This is a genomic window from Pseudomonas sp. Ma2-10, from assembly GCF_054330215.1.
Genome location: NZ_JBTEYL010000002.1, coordinates 80,446 through 98,170 on the forward strand (window position 1 = coordinate 80,446; position 17,725 = coordinate 98,170).

General features: G+C 59.9%; 14 protein-coding genes. 11 read left to right on the plus strand and 3 right to left on the minus strand.

From position 1 onward, the window contains the following. Positions 1–34: 34 nt before the first annotated feature. On the minus strand, positions 35–1,090 hold the full coding sequence (gene bioB / locus ACXPVS_RS02960) for a biotin synthase BioB (protein WP_458508584.1): 1,056 nt from the start codon (positions 1,088–1,090) through the stop codon (positions 35–37). A 92-nt stretch (positions 1,091–1,182) separates the two neighbouring features. On the opposite strand from bioB, the gene ACXPVS_RS02965 reads away from it, so the two are divergent. The 5 genes from ACXPVS_RS02965 to rarD all read left to right on the plus strand — a co-directional run bounded on the left by ACXPVS_RS02965 (position 1,183) and on the right by rarD (position 6,849). Then, positions 1,183–1,923 carry a ComF family protein gene (locus ACXPVS_RS02965; protein WP_458508585.1) on the plus strand — a complete coding sequence of 247 codons (741 nt, stop codon included), beginning with the start codon at positions 1,183–1,185 and terminating at the stop codon, positions 1,921–1,923. Positions 1,924–1,986: 63 nt separating this feature from the next. Next, positions 1,987–2,751, plus strand: coding sequence for a TOBE domain-containing protein (locus tag ACXPVS_RS02970; RefSeq protein ID WP_458508586.1), 765 nt, complete (start codon positions 1,987–1,989; stop codon positions 2,749–2,751). 58 nt (positions 2,752–2,809) lie between these two features. Next, entirely contained in the window at positions 2,810–4,711 is a 1,902-nt protein-coding gene (locus ACXPVS_RS02975) for a PhoX family protein (RefSeq protein WP_458508587.1), read from the plus strand. A 182-nt stretch (positions 4,712–4,893) separates the two neighbouring features. Continuing rightward, positions 4,894–5,868 (plus strand): serine/threonine protein kinase, encoded by a 975-nt coding sequence (locus tag ACXPVS_RS02980; RefSeq protein WP_458508588.1) that lies wholly within the window; start codon positions 4,894–4,896, stop codon positions 5,866–5,868. A 93-nt stretch (positions 5,869–5,961) separates the two neighbouring features. Next, the gene (gene rarD / locus ACXPVS_RS02985; RefSeq protein WP_458508589.1) at positions 5,962–6,849 is read left to right on the plus strand and encodes an EamA family transporter RarD; all 888 of its coding nucleotides are present in this window, start codon (positions 5,962–5,964) and stop codon (positions 6,847–6,849) included. Positions 6,850–6,952: 103 nt separating this feature from the next. Here rarD and ACXPVS_RS02990 read toward each other — a convergent pair whose 3' ends face one another. After that, positions 6,953–7,471 carry a glycine cleavage system protein R gene (locus ACXPVS_RS02990; RefSeq protein ID WP_458508590.1) on the minus strand — a complete coding sequence of 173 codons (519 nt, stop codon included), beginning with the start codon at positions 7,469–7,471 and terminating at the stop codon, positions 6,953–6,955. Between the two features lie 477 nt (positions 7,472–7,948). Here ACXPVS_RS02990 and ACXPVS_RS02995 point away from each other — a divergent pair, with 477 nt between their 5' ends. Then, positions 7,949–10,126, plus strand: coding sequence for a malate synthase G (locus ACXPVS_RS02995; protein WP_458508591.1), 2,178 nt, complete (start codon positions 7,949–7,951; stop codon positions 10,124–10,126). Positions 10,127–10,195: 69 nt separating this feature from the next. On the opposite strand, the gene ACXPVS_RS03000 is transcribed toward ACXPVS_RS02995, so the two are convergent. Next, positions 10,196–10,642: a response regulator gene (locus ACXPVS_RS03000; protein WP_458508592.1), complete on the minus strand. Its 447-nt coding sequence runs from the start codon at positions 10,640–10,642 to the stop codon at positions 10,196–10,198. 259 nt (positions 10,643–10,901) lie between these two features. On the opposite strand from ACXPVS_RS03000, the gene ACXPVS_RS03005 reads away from it, so the two are divergent. From ACXPVS_RS03005 to ACXPVS_RS03025, 5 genes are all read left to right on the plus strand, one after another. Then, the gene (locus ACXPVS_RS03005) at positions 10,902–12,836 is read left to right on the plus strand and encodes a putative nucleotidyltransferase substrate binding domain-containing protein (protein WP_458508593.1); all 1,935 of its coding nucleotides are present in this window, start codon (positions 10,902–10,904) and stop codon (positions 12,834–12,836) included. Further along, positions 12,833–13,540 (plus strand): 3'-5' exonuclease, encoded by a 708-nt coding sequence (locus ACXPVS_RS03010; RefSeq protein WP_458508594.1) that lies wholly within the window; start codon positions 12,833–12,835, stop codon positions 13,538–13,540. Before ACXPVS_RS03005 ends, ACXPVS_RS03010 begins: the two co-directional genes overlap by 4 nt. 118 nt (positions 13,541–13,658) lie before the next feature. Further along, positions 13,659–14,177 (plus strand): RNA polymerase sigma factor, encoded by a 519-nt coding sequence (locus ACXPVS_RS03015; RefSeq protein WP_458508595.1) that lies wholly within the window; start codon positions 13,659–13,661, stop codon positions 14,175–14,177. Next, complete coding sequence (locus tag ACXPVS_RS03020) at positions 14,174–15,145, plus strand: FecR domain-containing protein (protein ID WP_458508596.1); 972 nt, start codon at positions 14,174–14,176, stop codon at positions 15,143–15,145. Before ACXPVS_RS03015 ends, ACXPVS_RS03020 begins: the two co-directional genes overlap by 4 nt. A 116-nt stretch (positions 15,146–15,261) precedes the next feature. After that, complete coding sequence (locus tag ACXPVS_RS03025) at positions 15,262–17,691, plus strand: TonB-dependent siderophore receptor (RefSeq protein ID WP_458508597.1); 2,430 nt, start codon at positions 15,262–15,264, stop codon at positions 17,689–17,691. The last annotated feature ends 34 nt before the right edge of the window (positions 17,692–17,725 follow it).

Here is a 17,725-nt window from a genome sequence, read left to right on the forward strand (position 1 = left end):
GTTTTGCATTCCTTCAGAGGAATCCGTGGAGGCTTCAGACGGCAGCGTTATAGAACTGCTCGCTGCTCTTCTGCTCAACCAGCGCTTGTTCGATCGCGGCCTGATGCACTTCGTCCGCGTGCTCTTCGCGCGCTTCCGGCAGGATGCCCAGGCGCGAAAACAGTTGCATGTCCTTGTCAGCCTGCGGGTTGGCGGTGGTCAACAGTTTGTCGCCGTAGAAAATCGAGTTGGCGCCGGCGAAGAACGCCAGGGCCTGCATCTGCTCGTTCATCGCTTCGCGGCCGGCGGACAGGCGCACGTGGGATTGCGGCATCAGGATACGTGCGACAGCCAGCATGCGGATGAAGTCGAACGGGTCGATATCGTCAGCATTTTCCAGCGGTGTACCGGCGACTTTCACCAGCATGTTGATCGGCACCGACTCTGGATGCTCTGGCAGGTTGGCCAGCTGGATCAGCAGATTGGCGCGATCATCAAGCGACTCACCCATGCCAAGGATGCCGCCCGAGCAGATCTTCATCCCGGACTCACGCACGTAGGCCAGCGTTTGTAGGCGCTCGCTGTAAGTGCGGGTGGTAATGATGCTGCCGTAGAACTCGGGCGAGGTATCGAGGTTGTGGTTGTAGTAGTCGAGGCCAGCGTCAGCCAGAGCGACGCTCTGGTCCTGATCAAGACGACCCAGAGTCATGCAGGTTTCCAGGCCCATGGCTTTCACGCCTTTGACCATTTCCAGCACGTAAGGCATGTCTTTGGCCGACGGATGTTTCCACGCCGCGCCCATGCAGAAACGGGTCGAACCGATGGCCTTGGCGCGAGCGGCCTCTTCGAGGACCTTCTGCACTTCCATCAGTTTTTCTTTTTCCAGGCCGGTGTTGTAGTGACCGGACTGCGGACAATATTTGCAATCTTCCGGGCAGGCACCGGTTTTGATCGACAGCAGCGTCGAGACCTGGACCCGATTGGCGTCGAAATGCGCGCGGTGCACCGTCTGCGCCTGGAACAACAGGTCGTTGAATGGCTGAACGAAGAGTGCTTTGACTTCGGCCAAAGACCAGTCATGACGCAGGGTTGCAGTGGTGCTGGCGCTCATGGGTGTTTCCTTTGTTTTATGCTTGGCAAGCGGCTGGGGAATGGAATACCCACAGACGCGACACGGATGTTCGGCATATTTAAGGAAGACTCATGCGCTGTCAACCACGATACGAAGGACCGGTTTACATCTGGTTAAAAAACAACCAACCCTGTTTGCTTTGTGCAGAACCCGCCGATGACAGCACGCCCATCTGCATGGCCTGTGAAACAGAGTTGCCCTGGATCGGCGATCAATGCCAAACCTGCGCCCTGCCGTTGCCCATTGCTGGCCTGACCTGCGGCCAATGCCTGAAACAACCGCCAGCCTTTGAACAGGTCGCTACGCCCTGGACTTACGGCTTTCCGGTGGACACCTTGATCACACGCTTCAAACACTCTGCGAAGTGGCCGCTTGGTCGCCTGCTCGCCGAACTTCTTGCTCAGTTCCTGCAACATCGCTTCGATGAAGACCTGCATCGACCCGACGCGCTCATCCCGGTTCCGCTGACCTCCAAACGACTGCGTAAACGGGGCTTCAACCAGGCCGCCATGCTCGCCCGCTGGCTGAGCACCCGCCTCGACATTCCGTGCGATGAAACATTGTTGCTGAGGATTCAGGACACCCGCGCACAACAGGACCTGAATGCCGAGGCCCGCAAAAAAAACCTGCGCAACGCCTTCGCTCTGGCACCCGATGCGCTCATCAATGGTCGTCACCTGGCGCTAGTGGATGACGTACTGACCACCGGCGCCACGGCCCAGGCGCTGGCTCGTCTGTTGATGGACGCCGGCGCCACACGTGTCGACGTCTATTGTCTGGCTCGCACCCCCAAACCCGGCGATGCGCCCTGACTTGACTCCCGAGCCCCAAGCCGCCAACGTCCTTCCCATCGCCATAGCCCAAAGCGTCTCGCCATGTCCTTGCCTACGTTGTTGTCCCAGCACATTGTCCGTCGTCCGCAGCGCATCGCGTTGCTGCAACACATCGCCGAACAGGGTTCGATCACCCGCGCCGCGAAAAGCGCAGGGCTGAGTTACAAAGCGGCCTGGGACGCCATCGACGAGCTGAACAACCTCGCGCAAAAACCGTTGGTGGAGCGCAGTGTCGGCGGCAAGGGCGGCGGTGGCGCCAAACTCTCCTGCGAAGGCGAGCGCGTATTGCGCCTGTATCTAAAGCTGCAAGCCTTGCAGGCTCAGGTGCTGGAAGCCGCCGAAGATGCCAGCGATCTCGACCTGCTCGGCCGACTGATGCTCCGAACCAGCGCGCGCAATCAACTGCACGGCAAAGTCGTGGCGGTTGATAACCAAGGGCACAACGACCGGATTCGCCTTGAACTGGCCGAAGGCTTGAGCATCGATGCGCAGATCACTCACGACAGCACCCTGCGCCTGGACCTCGAAACTGGCACCGAAGTGGTCGCACTGATCAAGGCCGGTTGGCTGGAGTTGCTGGGCATCGATCAAGGAGCAACACCCGGCAATAATTGCCTGAAGGGGATCATCGAGGAAGTTCTCGACGCCGAGGACGGCCCCAGCGAAGTGCGCATCGGCCTGCCCAATGGCCAGACACTCTGCGCGCTGGCCGAACCGTTGCATTTAAAAACCCTCGGTCTGATCGCCGATAAACCGGTGCGGGTGCAGTTCGCGCCATCCAACGTTTTACTCGGTACACCGCTTTGAAACACAAGTGTCATTAACGCTCATTAAGGTGACTGCAAAAACCCGCAGGGAGCCTGATGTGAGCCTATTAGAAGACAACCAATCCACCGATCTTGAGAAAATGGTCGGCCTCAGCCGTCGTGGTTTCATCAGCGCGGGCGCCCTTTGCGGTGCAGCAATGTTCCTGGGCGGCAACCTGCTGAGCCGCAGCGTGCTGGCCGCCAGCGTCAGCGCCGGCTCCAGCAAACTGTTGGGTTTTGACAGTATTGCCGCCGCCACCCGCGACGCCATTACCCTGCCGCCAGGCTACACATCGTCGGTATTGATCAGTTGGGGCCAGCCCCTGCAGAAGAACGGCCCGGCGTTCGACCCGAGCGGCAACGGCTCCGCCGAACATCAGGAAGTCCAGTTTGGCGACAACAACGACGGCATGAGCCTGTTCGAATTTCCCGGTGATAAAAACCGGGCGCTGATGGCAATCAACAACGAATACACCAACTATCGCTACCTCTACGCCCACGGCGGCATGCCGCAATCGGCTGCTGACGTGCGCAAGGCACTGGCCTGTGAAGGCGTGTCGGTGATCGAAGTGCAGCGCAAGAACGGCCAATGGCAGTTCGTCCAGGGCTCGCGCTACAACCGGCGCATTCACGGCAACGCGCCGATCAGCCTGAGCGGCCCGGCCGCCGGCCACGAACTGCTAAAAACCAGCGCTGATCCGCACGGCAAAAATGTACTGGGCACCTTCCAGAACTGCGCCAACGGCAAGACGCCGTGGGGCACTTATCTGACCTGCGAAGAAAACTTCACTGACTGCTTCGGCAGCAGCAATGCCGAGCAGGCATTCGACGCCGCACAGAAACGCTACGGCGCGGTGGCGGCCAGCAAAGAGATCAACTGGCACCCACACGACGAGCGTTTCGACCTGGCGAAAAATCCCAACGAACTCAACCGTCACGGTTGGGTCGTGGAAATCGACCCGTTCGACCCGCAATCGACGCCAGTCAAACGCACCGCGCTGGGCCGCTTCAAACATGAAAACGCCGCCCTGGCTGAAACCAGTGACGGTCACGCGGTGGTGTACATGGGCGACGATGAGCGCGGCGAGTTCATCTACAAATTCGTCAGCCGCGACAAGATCAACCACAAAACCCCCAAGGCCAATCGCGACCTGCTGGACCACGGCACCTTGTACGTGGCGCGCTTCGACGCGGGCGACGGCAATGCCGATCACCCAAAAGGCCAGGGTGAGTGGGTCGAACTGACCCATGGCAAAAACGGCATCGACGCCAGCAGCGGTTTCGCCGATCAGGCCGAAGTATTGATTCACGCTCGCCTCGCGGCCAGCGTGGTCAAAGCCACACGCATGGACCGTCCGGAATGGATCGTCGTCAGCCCCAAGGATGGCCAGGTCTATTGCACGCTGACCAACAACGCCAAGCGCGGCGAGGACGGGCAACCCGTGGGCGGGCCGAACCCGCGCGAGAAGAACGTCTACGGGCAGATTTTGCGCTGGCGCACTGACCGGGACGATCACGGCTCGAAAAGCTTCGCCTGGGATCTGTTTGTGGTCGCCGGCAACCCGGGCGTCCACGCTGGAACACCGAAGGGTGGCTCATCGAACATCACGCCGCAAAACATGTTCAACAGTCCGGACGGCTTGGGTTTCGACAAGGCTGGGCGGTTGTGGATTCTCACCGATGGCGATTCGAGCAACGCCGGCGACTTCGCGGGCATGGGCAACAATCAGATGCTCTGCGCTGATCCGGTCACCGGGGAGATTCGTCGTTTCATGGTCGGGCCAGTGGGCTGCGAGGTGACAGGAATCAGCTTCTCGCCAGACCACAAGACCTTGTTTGTCGGGATTCAGCATCCCGGGGAGAACGGCGGGTCGACGTTCCCTGAGCATTTGCCGAATGGCAAACCGCGGTCTTCGGTGATGGCGATTTCCAGGGAAGATGGCGGGATCGTCGGCGCCTGATCGGGCCTCTTCGCGATCAGGCTCCCACAAGGTAATGGGTTCACACATCCCATGTGGAAGCGAGCCTGCTCGCGAGGGCGTCATCCCGATAAACACTCATCTCAAGCGTTACCCCTAAAGACACCCCGTCTGCGCTACCATGCTTGGCCGGACGCGGCAGCCTGCTGCGCGCAGGAGTCAGCATGGCCCACCCGTTTGCAACCCTCACCCCAGACCTCGTGCTCGATGCCGTCGAAAGCATCGGTTTTCTCAGCGACGCGCGCATTCTGGCGCTCAACAGCTACGAGAACCGTGTCTATCAGGTTGGTATCGAAGACTCCGAGCCGCTGATCGCCAAGTTCTACCGTCCGCAGCGCTGGACCAACGAAGCGATTCTCGAAGAACACCAATTCACCTTCGAACTCGCCGAGTGCGAGGTGCCGGTGGTCGCGCCGATGATTCACAACGGTGCCAGCCTGCACGAACACAACGGTTTCCGCTTCACCCTGTTCCCCCGCCGGGGTGGCCGTGCGCCGGAGCCCGGCAATCTCGATCAGCTGTATCGCCTGGGGCAACTGCTCGGTCGCCTGCACGCCGTCGGCAGTACAAAACCTTTCGAACACCGTGAAGCGCTGGGTGTGAAGAACTTCGGTCATGCCTCGTTGACGACATTGCTTGAAGGCAATTTCGTACCCAAAAGCCTGCTGCCCGCCTACGAGTCCGTGGCCCGCGACCTGCTCAAGCGGGTGGAAGAGGTCTACAGCGTTACGCCGCACAAAAACATCCGCATGCACGGCGACTGCCACCCCGGCAACATGATGTGCCGCGACGAGATGTTCCACATCGTCGACCTCGACGACTGCCGCATGGGCCCGGCGGTGCAGGACATCTGGATGATGCTGGCGGGTGATCGTCAGGAATGTCTCGGTCAGTTATCGGAATTGATGGACGGCTACAGTGAGTTCCACGACTTCGATCCGCGGGAACTGGCGTTGATCGAACCGCTGCGCGCTTTGCGCCTGATGCACTACAGCGCCTGGCTCGCCCGCCGCTGGGACGATCCGGCGTTCCCGCACAGTTTTCCGTGGTTTGGTACGGAGCGGTATTGGGGGGATCAGGTGTTGGCGTTGCGTGAACAGTTGGCTGCGCTAAACGAAGAGCCACTGAAATTGTTCTAACCCCTGTAGGAGCGAGGCTTGCCTCGCTCCTACAAAAAACTCGACATGTCTATACAATCCCCTCTTTGTTAGCTGCCTAAGCAAGGATTCTGCATGCAAGCCGCCAACCCGCGTCGCGGGTACATTCTGGGCCTGAGTGCCTACATCATCTGGGGACTTTTCCCGCTCTACTTCAAAGCCATCGCCAACGTGCCCGCCGTGGAGATCATCATCCACCGAGTGCTCTGGTCCGCGCTGTTCGGCGCCTTGCTGCTGATGGTGTGGAAACATCCGGGCTGGTGGCGCGAGTTGCGTGATAACCCGAAACGCCTGGCGATCCTGGCCCTGAGCGGCACGCTGATCGCGGCCAACTGGCTGACCTACGTTTGGTCGGTGAACAACGGGCGCATGCTCGAAGCCAGTCTTGGTTACTACATCAACCCGCTGGTGAACGTGTTGTTGGGCATGCTGATCCTTGGCGAACGACTGCGGCGCATGCAATGGCTGGCGGTTGGCCTGGCGGCGGCCGGCGTCGCGCAGCAGGTCTGGCAAGTCGGCAGTCTGCCGTGGGTGTCGTTGGTGCTGGCGCTGACCTTCGGTTTCTACGGGCTGATTCGCAAGCAGGCACCGGTCAAGGCGTTACCTGGACTGGTGGTGGAAACCTGGATGCTGGTGCCGATTGCCGTTGCGTGGTTGCTGTTCAACCCCACCGCAAGCAGCGCTCAAGCGGAATTCTGGACCACGTCCGAAGCCTGGTGGTTGGTGGCCGCCGGTCCGGTGACGCTGGTGCCGCTGGTGTGTTTCAACGCCGCTGCACGGCATTTGCCCTACACGACGTTGGGATTTCTCCAGTACCTGGCACCGACGCTGGTGCTGTTACAGGCCGTTCTGCTGTTTGGCGAACATTTGTCGTCAAGTACATTGGTAGCGTTCATCTTTATCTGGGCGGGGCTGGCGGTTTACAGCGTCGACGCGTGGATAAGTCTGCGCCGCCGCAGCTGATCAAAAAACGCACAAGTTCATGCAGGCCACGGCTACCGTGGCCTGCCTCGATTTTTCCCAAGGTTATCCACAGGCAGGTGCACGTATAACTTGGATAACCTGTTCAGGGTTCACTGCGCAGCACCAATTCGACCATCAAATCATCCGCCAGGGTTTCCAGGCGCGATTGCAGCACGTCCAGGGACAACGTCAGCGGCACGGCCAGAATCGCTTCAGCGTGAAACAAAGGCTCGCTGCTCATCGGCGCCGGACGTACTTCGGTCACCAGACGTTCCAGGTTCACCCCCTGCTCACTCAGCAGACGCGTGATGTCGCGTACGATCCCCGGGCGGTCATTGCCCACCAATTCCATGGCTATCGGTTTCCAGGTGCAGGATTGCTCGATGCCGCTTTCGGCAATCAGTACGCGAATGCCATGGACGGACAACGCCTGTAGGGCATCCACCAATTCATCGTAGGCCTCAGCCGGCACGCCCACCCGAAGAATCCCGGCGAACTGCCCGGCCATGCGCGACATACGGCTCTCCAGCCAGTTGCCGCCGTGCTCGGCGATGCATTGGGCAATGCGCTCGACCTGCCCTGGCTTGTCCGCAGCGAATACAGTGAGTACGAGGTGGTCCATGGCGCAGCCCTCTTGTCATGACTTTTGTTATAGAAGACCAAGTATAGGCAAGGGCCGGACCTTCGCTGAAACGTCTGACGCCATCGTGAGCAATGAACCTGCCGAGAACAAATCGTGTACAAGTTTTTATATTTAACTGGAACAATCCAATAGTTTTTTGAGAACATCCCGTACCCCGACGTGACCGCAATGCGTCATGGCGTCGCAGAACGACGTAATTAGTCTAATTTTCACAAGCGCAATTCATCATGTAGTATGCCGCAGCGCGCACTACATGACGCTGGATCGATGTCTGCCGCAGGTGCAGCCACAACCCTGAAAGCCCCGTCAGCAAGGCCTAACCGCCGTTGATTGGTCATAACCCAGCCGCCCGCAATGGCATGTACTGGTCAAAAGGTTTGTGGTTTAAATGCCAGAGGCTTCATTGTTAAATTGAAGAGCTGAAAAGCGAAATAGCTGAGCAGAGTGAGGCAAGCAATGACTGAACACGTTCAAGTCGGTGGCCTGCAGGTCGCCAAAGTCCTGTTCGACTTCGTAAACAACGAAGCCATTCCCGGTACCGGCCTCACCGCCGATAAGTTCTGGGCCGGTGCCGACAAGGTCATTCATGACCTGGCGCCGAAGAACAAAGCCCTACTCGCCAAACGCGATGATTTCCAGGCTCGTATCGATGGCTGGCACCAATCCCGTGCCGGTCAGGTGCATGACGCCGTGGCCTATAAAGCCTTCCTGCAAGACATCGGTTATCTGCTGCCAGAAGCGGCTGATTTCCAGGCAACGACACAAAACGTCGATGACGAAATCGCCCGCATGGCCGGCCCACAGCTTGTGGTTCCGGTGATGAACGCCCGTTTCGCGCTCAACGCCTCGAACGCCCGTTGGGGTTCGCTTTATGACGCGCTCTACGGCACCGATGCCATCAGCGAAGCTGACGGCGCGGAAAAAGGCAAAGGCTACAACAAGGTTCGCGGCGGCAAGGTCATCGCCTTCGCCCGTGCCTTCCTCGACGAAGCGGCGCCATTGGCTGCCGGCACTCACGTCGACTCCACCGGCTACAAGATCGTTGACGGCAAACTGGTGGTCGCTCTTAAAGGCGGCAGCAATACCGGCCTGCGCAACGATGCACAGCTGATCGGTTTCCACGGCGATGCCGCCGCACCGACCGCGATCCTGCTGAAAAACAACGGCCTGCACTTCGAAATCCAGATCGATGCCAGCACCCCGGTCGGCCAGACCGACGCTGCCGGCCTCAAAGACATCCTGATGGAAGCCGCGCTGACCACCATCATGGACTGCGAAGACTCGGTCGCCGCCGTCGATGCCGATGACAAAGTGGTGATCTACCGCAACTGGCTCGGCCTGATGAAGGGCGACCTGTCGGAAGAAGTCTCCAAGGGCGGTCAGACTTTTACCCGCACCATGAACGCCGACCGCACCTACACCGCCCTCGATGGCAGCGAATTGAGCCTGCACGGTCGCTCGCTGTTGTTCGTGCGCAACGTCGGTCACCTGATGACCATCGACGCGATCCTCGATAAAGATGGCAACGAAGTGCCGGAAGGCATCCTCGACGGGCTGGTCACCAGCCTCGCGGCTATCCACAGCCTCAACGGCAACAATGCGCGCAAGAACAGCCGAACTGGCTCGGTCTACATCGTGAAACCGAAGATGCACGGCCCGGAAGAAGCAGCGTTCACCAACGAGCTGTTCGGTCGCATCGAAGAAGTACTTGGCTTGCCACGTAACACGCTGAAAGTCGGGATCATGGACGAGGAGCGCCGTACCACGGTCAACCTCAAGGCCTGCATCAAGGCTGCCAGCGAGCGTGTAGTGTTCATCAACACCGGATTCCTCGATCGCACTGGCGATGAAATCCACACCTCCATGGAGGCCGGCCCGATGGTGCGCAAGGCGGACATGAAGGCTGAGAAGTGGATCGGCGCCTACGAGAACTGGAACGTCGATATCGGCTTGAGCACCGGCCTGCAAGGTCGCGCGCAGATCGGTAAAGGCATGTGGGCGATGCCCGACCTGATGGCTGCGATGCTCGAACAGAAAATCGCTCACCCGATGGCCGGTGCCAACACGGCGTGGGTTCCATCGCCGACCGCCGCCGCGCTGCACGCGCTGCACTACCACAAGGTTGACGTGTTCGCCCGTCAGGCCGAACTGGCCAAACGCGCGCACGCCTCGGTGGACGACATCCTGACCGTCCCGCTGGCCGTCAATCCAGACTGGACCGCGGAACAGATCAAGAATGAACTGGACAACAACGCCCAAGGCATTCTCGGTTATGTGGTGCGCTGGATCGACCAGGGTGTGGGCTGTTCGAAAGTACCGGACATCAATGACGTCGGCTTGATGGAAGACCGTGCGACGCTGCGGATTTCCAGCCAGCACATCGCCAACTGGCTGCGTCACGGCATCGTCACCGAAGATCAGGTCATGGAAAGCCTCAAGCGCATGGCGCCAGTGGTTGACCGTCAGAACGCCAATGACCCGCTGTATCGCCCGCTGGCACCTGACTTCGACAGCAACATCGCCTTCCAGGCAGCGGTCGAACTGGTGGTCGAAGGCACGAAGCAGCCGAACGGCTACACCGAGCCGGTTCTGCACCGTCGCCGCCGCGAGTTCAAGGCTGCCAATGGCCTGTAACTAGGCGTTGACGCCGGACAAAAAAAGCCCTGATCGAAAGATCAGGGCTTTTTTGTTTCAAATCGGTACCTACACATCCATTCCCAACTCATGCTTGACCAACTTCAACAGCTTGCCGGTATCGACAGGCTTGAGCAGGAAGTCGACCACGCTCAAGTGCATCGCAGCGATCGCATCTTTCACGTCGGCGTCACCGGAAACAATGATGAACGGCATTGCCGCCCGAGCCGATTCACGGACCTGTCGGATCAGGTCCAGACCATCGACATTTCCCATCCGCAGATCGGTAATCACCAGTCCAATCGATGGCATCGTCGCCAACATCTTGAGTGCCGTTTCGCCACTGGCGGCAGTCATGCAGCGCACCCCGTCCAGCGCCAGAATCTGCGACAGCAACTCGCGCGCGTCTTTATCGTCGTCAACAATCAGCACTCGCTGAGACGGCAGGTCAGGTTTCAGCATGACGTCACTCAGCGCCTTGCGCTCGGCGTCACTCAAAATATCGTGGTCGGACATGGCTTACTCTACGTTTTCATTTCTATTCCCTAGCACATCCGTCAGACACCGCTAAGCACACCTTCAATGTGCACTTCGTCAGAGAAGTTTCCTATAGCCAATGTAGGGGGTTTTTCCGACAGTTGCGTCAGACATTTCCCAAATACCGACAGCTTCATTGCTTACCTAGACTTACGTCCAATGGGCACCCCGCGCGCAGGGGCCGACCATGGCAAAGTCATCCGACAACAACAATTCAAAAAAGACTGCGGTATTAGTTATGAGTAAAGCGGACGCCTTCACACAGGCAGGGAAAACCGCGGTGTTGCAGAACATCCAGGGCACTTTGCAATTCCTTCAGCGCTTCCCGCCCTTCAATCAAATGGAACACGCCCACCTGGCGTATCTGGTCGAACAGTGTCAGCTGCGTTTTTTTGCGCCCGGCGAGAGCATCATCAAGCCCGCCGACGGCCCGGTTGAGCATTTCTACATCGTCAAACAAGGGCGGGTCGTGGGTGAACGTCCCCACACGGCCAAGGGCGGGACCGAAACCACCTTCGAAATCACCACCGGCGAGTGTTTTCCCCTCGCCGCGCTGTTGGGGGAGCGTGCAACCCGCACCGAACACCTCGCGGCCGAAGACACCTTTTGCCTACAGCTGAACAAGCTGGCGTTCATCAAACTGTTTGCTCTTTCCAACGCGTTTCGCGACTTTTCCCTACGCGGCGTGAGCAGCTTATTGGATCAGGTCAACCAGCAAGTCCAGCAAAAAGCCGTGGAAACGCTCGGTACCCAGTACTCGCTCAATACCCGCTTGGGCGAATTGGCCATGCGTCATCCGGTAACCTGCAGCCCGACCACGCCACTGCGTGAAGCCGTGACCCTGATGCATGAGCAGCAAGTCGGCAGCATTGTGGTGGTCGACGAACATAAAGCGCCGCTGGGGATTTTCACCCTGCGCGACCTGCGTCATGTGGTGGCCGACGGCACTAACGACTTCAACGAAGCTATCGAGCGCCACATGACCCAGGCGCCGTTTTACCTGTCGCCGGACCACAGCGCTTTCGATGCGGCAATTGCCATGACCGAGCGGCACATCGCCCACGTCTGCCTGGTGAAGGATCATCGCCTGTGTGGCGTGGTCTCGGAGCGTGATCTGTTTTCCCTGCAACGGGTCGATCTGGTGCATCTGGCGCGGACTATCCGCAGCGCCCAGAAAGTGGAAAACCTGGTCGCGATGCGCGGCGAGATCGGCCAACTGGTGGAGCGCATGCTGGCCCACGGTGCGTCTTCAACTCAGATCACGCACATCATCACCCTGCTCAACGACCACACCGTATGCCGGGTGATCGAACTGACCCTCGCCGAGAAAGGTGACCCCGCCATTGCGTTCAGTTGGCTGTGCTTCGGTAGCGAAGGCCGTCGCGAACAGACGCTGCACACCGATCAGGACAACGGCATTCTGTTTGAAGCCCGGGACGCGGCCCACGCCGCCGAGATTCGCGGCAAATTGCTGCCCATTGCCCAGCAGATCAACCAGAGCCTGGCGCTCTGCGGTTTCACCCTGTGCAAGGGCAATATCATGGCCGGCAACCCGCAGCTGTGTCTGTCCCGGGCCGAGTGGTCACGACGCTTTTCCGCGTTTATCCGCGAGGCCACGCCGGAGAACCTGTTGGGTTCGAGCATCTATTTCGACTTGCGCGTGGTTTGGGGCGACGAGCGAAGCTGCGAGCAGCTGCGTCAGGGCATTCTCGACCAGGCGAATGACAACCGACTGTTCCAACGGATGATGGCCGAGAACGCCCTGCGTAACCGTCCGCCCGTGGGACGTTTCCGCGAGTTCGTACTGGCTCGCAAGAATGGCGAGAAAGCCACCCTGGATTTGAAGGTCCAGGGGCTGACGCCATTTGTCGACGCTGCCCGACTGCTCGCGTTGGCTCATGGGATCGAGGCGAACAACACGCTGGAGCGCTTTCGCCAACTGGTGGACAAAGACGTCATCGAACGGCTGGACGGTGCGGCGTACGAAGAGGCCTATCACTTCATCCAGCAAACCCGCATGCAGCAACATCAGCTACAGACCCGGGAGAACTTGCCCTACTCCAACCGGGTCGATCCAGACAGCCTCAATCATCTGGATCGACGGATCCTGCGTGAAGCCCTGCGCCAGGCACAACGCCTGCAAAGCAGCCTGGCCCTGCGGTATCAACTATGAGTCTGTTTTCATGGCTGCGCCCGGCAGGTCCGAGCCTTCCCGGCGAACTCCAACAACGTCTGCAACGCTTACCCTCGGCGGCAGAGCTCGGCGAATGCAGCCTGCGCGAACAGCGCTGGGTGGTGCTCGACCTGGAAACCACCGGATTGAACCTGAACAAGGATCGGGTGCTGTCCATCGGCGCGGTAGTGATCGAGGACGGGGCGATCGACTTCAGCCAGCAGTTCGAACGCACGTTGCAATGCGCCGACATGAAGTTGGCTCCCAGCGTGTTGATCCATGGCCTGGGGCCGAGTGCAATTGCCGCGGGCAGCGACCCTGCTCAGGCCTGGGTCGAGTTCATGGAGTTTGTTGGCGACAGCCCGGTGCTGGCGTTTCACGCGCCGTTCGATCAGCACATGCTCGGGCGCGCCTTGAAAGATCATCTGGGCTACAAGTTGCAGCATCCATTTCTGGATGTGGCTGATATTGCCCCGTTGCTTTGCCCTCAGGCGCACATTCGCGATGCCGGGCTGGACGAGTGGATCGACTGGTTCAAACTGGAAATATTCGAGCGCCACAATGCCAGTGCCGATGCGTTGGCCACCGCTGAACTTGCGTTGATTTTGTTCAGCCGGGCGCGGCAGTTACAGATTAATAGCCCGTTGGACCTGCAGCAGCGGATGAATCAGTGGAAGCGGCGGCAGCAAGCGCCTTCTTTCTAACAGCCCCACAATCCCCTTCTGCCCCCGACCCGACCAGCGCCAATTGCTTACCTCCCCCGCCTCTGCCACAATCGCGAACAATTCTCGTTAGTTAATATTTCCCAATCGGTGAGGTTGCGTGTCGTCAGTCCAAAGCCCTCAAAGTGAGCTCGTTGGTGCGTTGTATCGCGACCATCGCGGTTGGCTATTGGCCTGGCTGCGACGCAATGTGGCCTGCCCGCAACGGGCTGAAGACCTGAGTCAGGACACCTTCGTGCGTTTGCTGGGTCGTGAAGAACTGAAGGCGCCGCGCGAACCGCGCGCGTTTTTGGTGGCGATTGCCAAGGGTCTGCTGTTCGACTATTTCCGCCGCGCCGCGCTGGAACAGGCCTACCTTACCGAACTGATGCTGATCCCAGCGGGTGAACAACCGTCGGTGGAGGAACAGCAACTGATTCTCGAAGACCTCAAAGCCATCGACCGCCTACTCGGCAACCTCTCAAGCAAAGCCCGGGCAGCGTTTCTCTATAACCGTCTCGACGGCCTCGGCCACGCCGAAATCGCCGAGCGCCTGGGTGTGTCAGTACCGCGGGTGCGGCAGTATCTGGCCCAAGGCATTCGTCAGTGCTACATCGCCTTGTACGGTGAGCCGGTATGAGTCCGGTCAGCTCCAAACCCGTCTCGGCGCAGGTGCTGGATGCCGCGATTGCCTGGCAGTTGTCCCTGGAGTCCGGCAACCCGGTGGAGCGCGAAGAGTTCGCCAAATGGCACGCTGCCCACGAAGAACATGCGCGGGCCTGGCGCCAACTGGGCATGCTCGACCAGCGCTTCAGCGTTGCCAGCGGCCCGGCACGCACCGCGTTACTGCAATCGCGCGAAAGCATTCGCCGGCGTGTGCGCAAACTCGGCAGCGGCGTGGCCAGTATCGTCGCGGTGATCGGATTGGCGTTGTTCGCCGGTGATCGTTATCTGCCGATCGACTATTGGCTAGCCGACCAGCGCACCGCCACCGGTGAGCAACGCACCCTGCGCCTGACCGACGGCACGTTGATCAACCTCAACACCCACAGTGCCGTGGATGTGCGTTTCGATGAAAAACAACGGCTGATCATCCTACAGGACGGGGAAATCCTCGTCGAAACCGGCCATGGCGACGCTCGTCCGTTTATCGTCGAAACCCGCGAAGGCAGCATGCAGGCACTGGGGACAAGGTTCCTGGTCAAGCGTGACGAGGAAGGCACGCGCCTGAGCGTGCTGAAATCGGCGGTGGCCGTTCATCCCGAGTCTAGCCCTGAAGAGCAGATTCTGCGTGAAGGCCAGCAAGTCCTGATGCGCAGCAATGGTCTGGGGCCGATCGTCGCGATCAACCTCGGCGCCGATGCCTGGACCCGCGGCATGCTGGTGGTGGACAACACACGGCTGGAAGACCTGGTCCATGAACTCGGTCGTTATCGACACGGACATCTTGGCGTTGCGCCAGAAATCGCCGACCTGCGCATCACCGGCAGCTTCCCGCTGCATGACACCGATCTGGCCCTCAGCGCCCTGCTGCCGACCCTGCCGGTGCAGATCGAACAGCACACGCCGTGGTGGGTGACGGTGGCGGCGAAGACTGAGGTCAAGTGATCGCGCCCCAAACGATCACTGACTGAATCGAAATTATTTTCAATCAGCGCTATCACTTTTGAATTCTCGTTCGGCACCTAAGCAATTGAGAAATATTTTCATTCAGGAGCCGCCGTATGTCCCGTTCGCTAGACACCTTGTTGCGCCCCAGTTTGCTGGCAGTCGCCATTGCCCTTTGCGCCCCTCTGGCCAGCAGTCAGCTGATTGCCGCTGAACAGGCGTCCAGCGTTCGCGCCTACACCCTGTCGGCCGCGCCATTGGCCAATACCCTGAACCAGATCGCCAGCCAGGCCGGCCTGGCGCTGTCGTTGAATCCTGCGCTGGCGGCAGGCAAGACCTCGGCGCCGGTCAAAGGCCAGTTCGACGCTGCCGGAGCCCTGCGCGAAGCCTTGCGCGGCAGCGGTCTGCAACTGGAACAAAGCAGCGCCGGCACTTATAGCCTGGTGGCCGTGCCTGAAGGGGTGATGGCCCTGCCGGAAACCGCCATCATTGGCGTGAAAAACACCGAAAGTGCCTGGGGACCGGTGCAAGGTTACCTGGCGACCCGCACCGCCGCCGGCACCAAGACCGATACCGCGCTGGTCGAAGCACCGCGCTCGATTTCGATCGCCACCCGCGAGCAAATGGACGACCGCAATGTGCATAGCCTCGATGACGCGGTGCGCTACATGCCCGGCATCACCGCCAGCAGCTACGGCAGCGACACCCGCGCCGATTGGTTGCGTGTGCGCGGTTTCGAACCGACGCAATTCCTCGACGGCCTGCCACTGCCAAAAGGCGTGTACGCCAACCCGAAACAGGAAACCTGGAACCTCGACCGCCTCGCCCTGCTGCGCGGCCCGGCCTCGTCGGTTTACGGCCAGACCCCGCCAGGTGGCTTGCTGGACATGGTCAGCCGTCGCCCCAGCGCCGAATCGAGCAGCGAAATCCAGGTGCAATACGGCAGCGACAACCATCGTCAGATCAACTTCGCCAGCACCGGCAAGATCGATGACGAAGGCCAGTTTCTCTACGGGTTAAGCGGTGTGGTGCGCGACAGCGGCACGCAGATCGACCACGTCGACAACAAGCGCTACAACATCGCGCCGAGCCTGACCTGGAACATCGACGAAGACACCAAATTCACCCTGCTGACGCAATTCACCCGCGACGATACCGGCATCACCAGCCAGTTCTTGCCGGTGCAAGGCACCAGGATCCACTCGCCGCTCGGCAAGATTTCCCATCACAAGAACCTCGGCGATCCGGACTGGGAATTCTACGACCGCACCTACTACGCACTGGGCTACGCCTTTGAACATCGTTTGAACGATGTCTGGCAGTTCAAGCAGAACCTGCGCTACACCAAATCGGACCTGTCCTTCCAGGCCCTCACCCCCGGCGCCTACCCGTTCACCCAGGTCGATGCCGAAGGCAACGTTGGCCGCTCGAGTACCAGTGTCGACGAAGACATCAGCCAGTTCGCCGTGGACAACAACTTCCAGGGCGACTTCGCAACCGGCGACATCCACCACACCCTGTTGATCGGCCTCGATCACCAGCGCACCAACACCCACTACACCTCAATCTTCGGCGACGGTCTGACCACCAACGTCAACAACCCGATCTATGGCCAGCCCATCGTTCGTCCGCCACGTTCGACGGCGTTCTATGACTACGACCAGAAGACTTACCAGACCGGCCTGTACGTCCAGGACCAGATGGCCCTCGACCAATGGCGTCTGACGCTGGGGGGTCGTGAAGACTGGGTCCACACCGGCACCCAGTTCTTCAACAAGGGCGATGCCACCAACACCGAACGGAACAAGAACTTCAGCGGCAACGCGGCGATCAGCTACGTGTTCGAGTCGGGCTTCGTGCCCTACCTGTCCTACGCCGAGTCATTCCAGCCGACCAGCAACGCCACGGCATCGCCGACCGATTCGTTCAAGCCGACCGAAGGCAAGCAGTGGGAACTGGGCATCAAGTACCAACCGCCTGGCAGCAGCACCCTGCTGACCGCCGCGGTCTACACCCTGACCCAGAAAAACGTCTCCGTCACCACGACCAACTCGGACAACGTTTCGATCACCAGCCAGACCGGTGAAGTGAACGTCAAAGGTCTGGAACTGGAAGCCGTCTCCGACGTCACCGACAACCTCAAGGTGATCGCTGCTTACACCCTGGCCAAATCCGACGTGCAGAAAGGCGATTTCAAAGGCAATCGCCTGCAACTGATGCCCAACCAACAGGCTTCGCTGTGGGCCGATTACACCTGGCACAACGGCGTGCTGGACGGTTTCGGCATCGGCGCCGGCGCTCGCTACACCGGCAATACCTACGGCGACCAGGGCAATACCTCGCTCGGCAAGGCTGACGCCTACACCGTGTTCGACGCCGCGGTTCATTACGACCTGGGCCGCCTGGACAACAGCCTCAAAGGCGCCTCCCTGGCACTGAACGCCACCAACCTGCTCGACAAGGACTACATCTCCACGTGCGACAGTTTCTACTGCTACTACGGCGACCAACGCAGCGTCGTCGCCAGTGCCACTTACGCGTGGTAATGGCCTGACCTGACACGCCCAAGTCCCGAGCCGT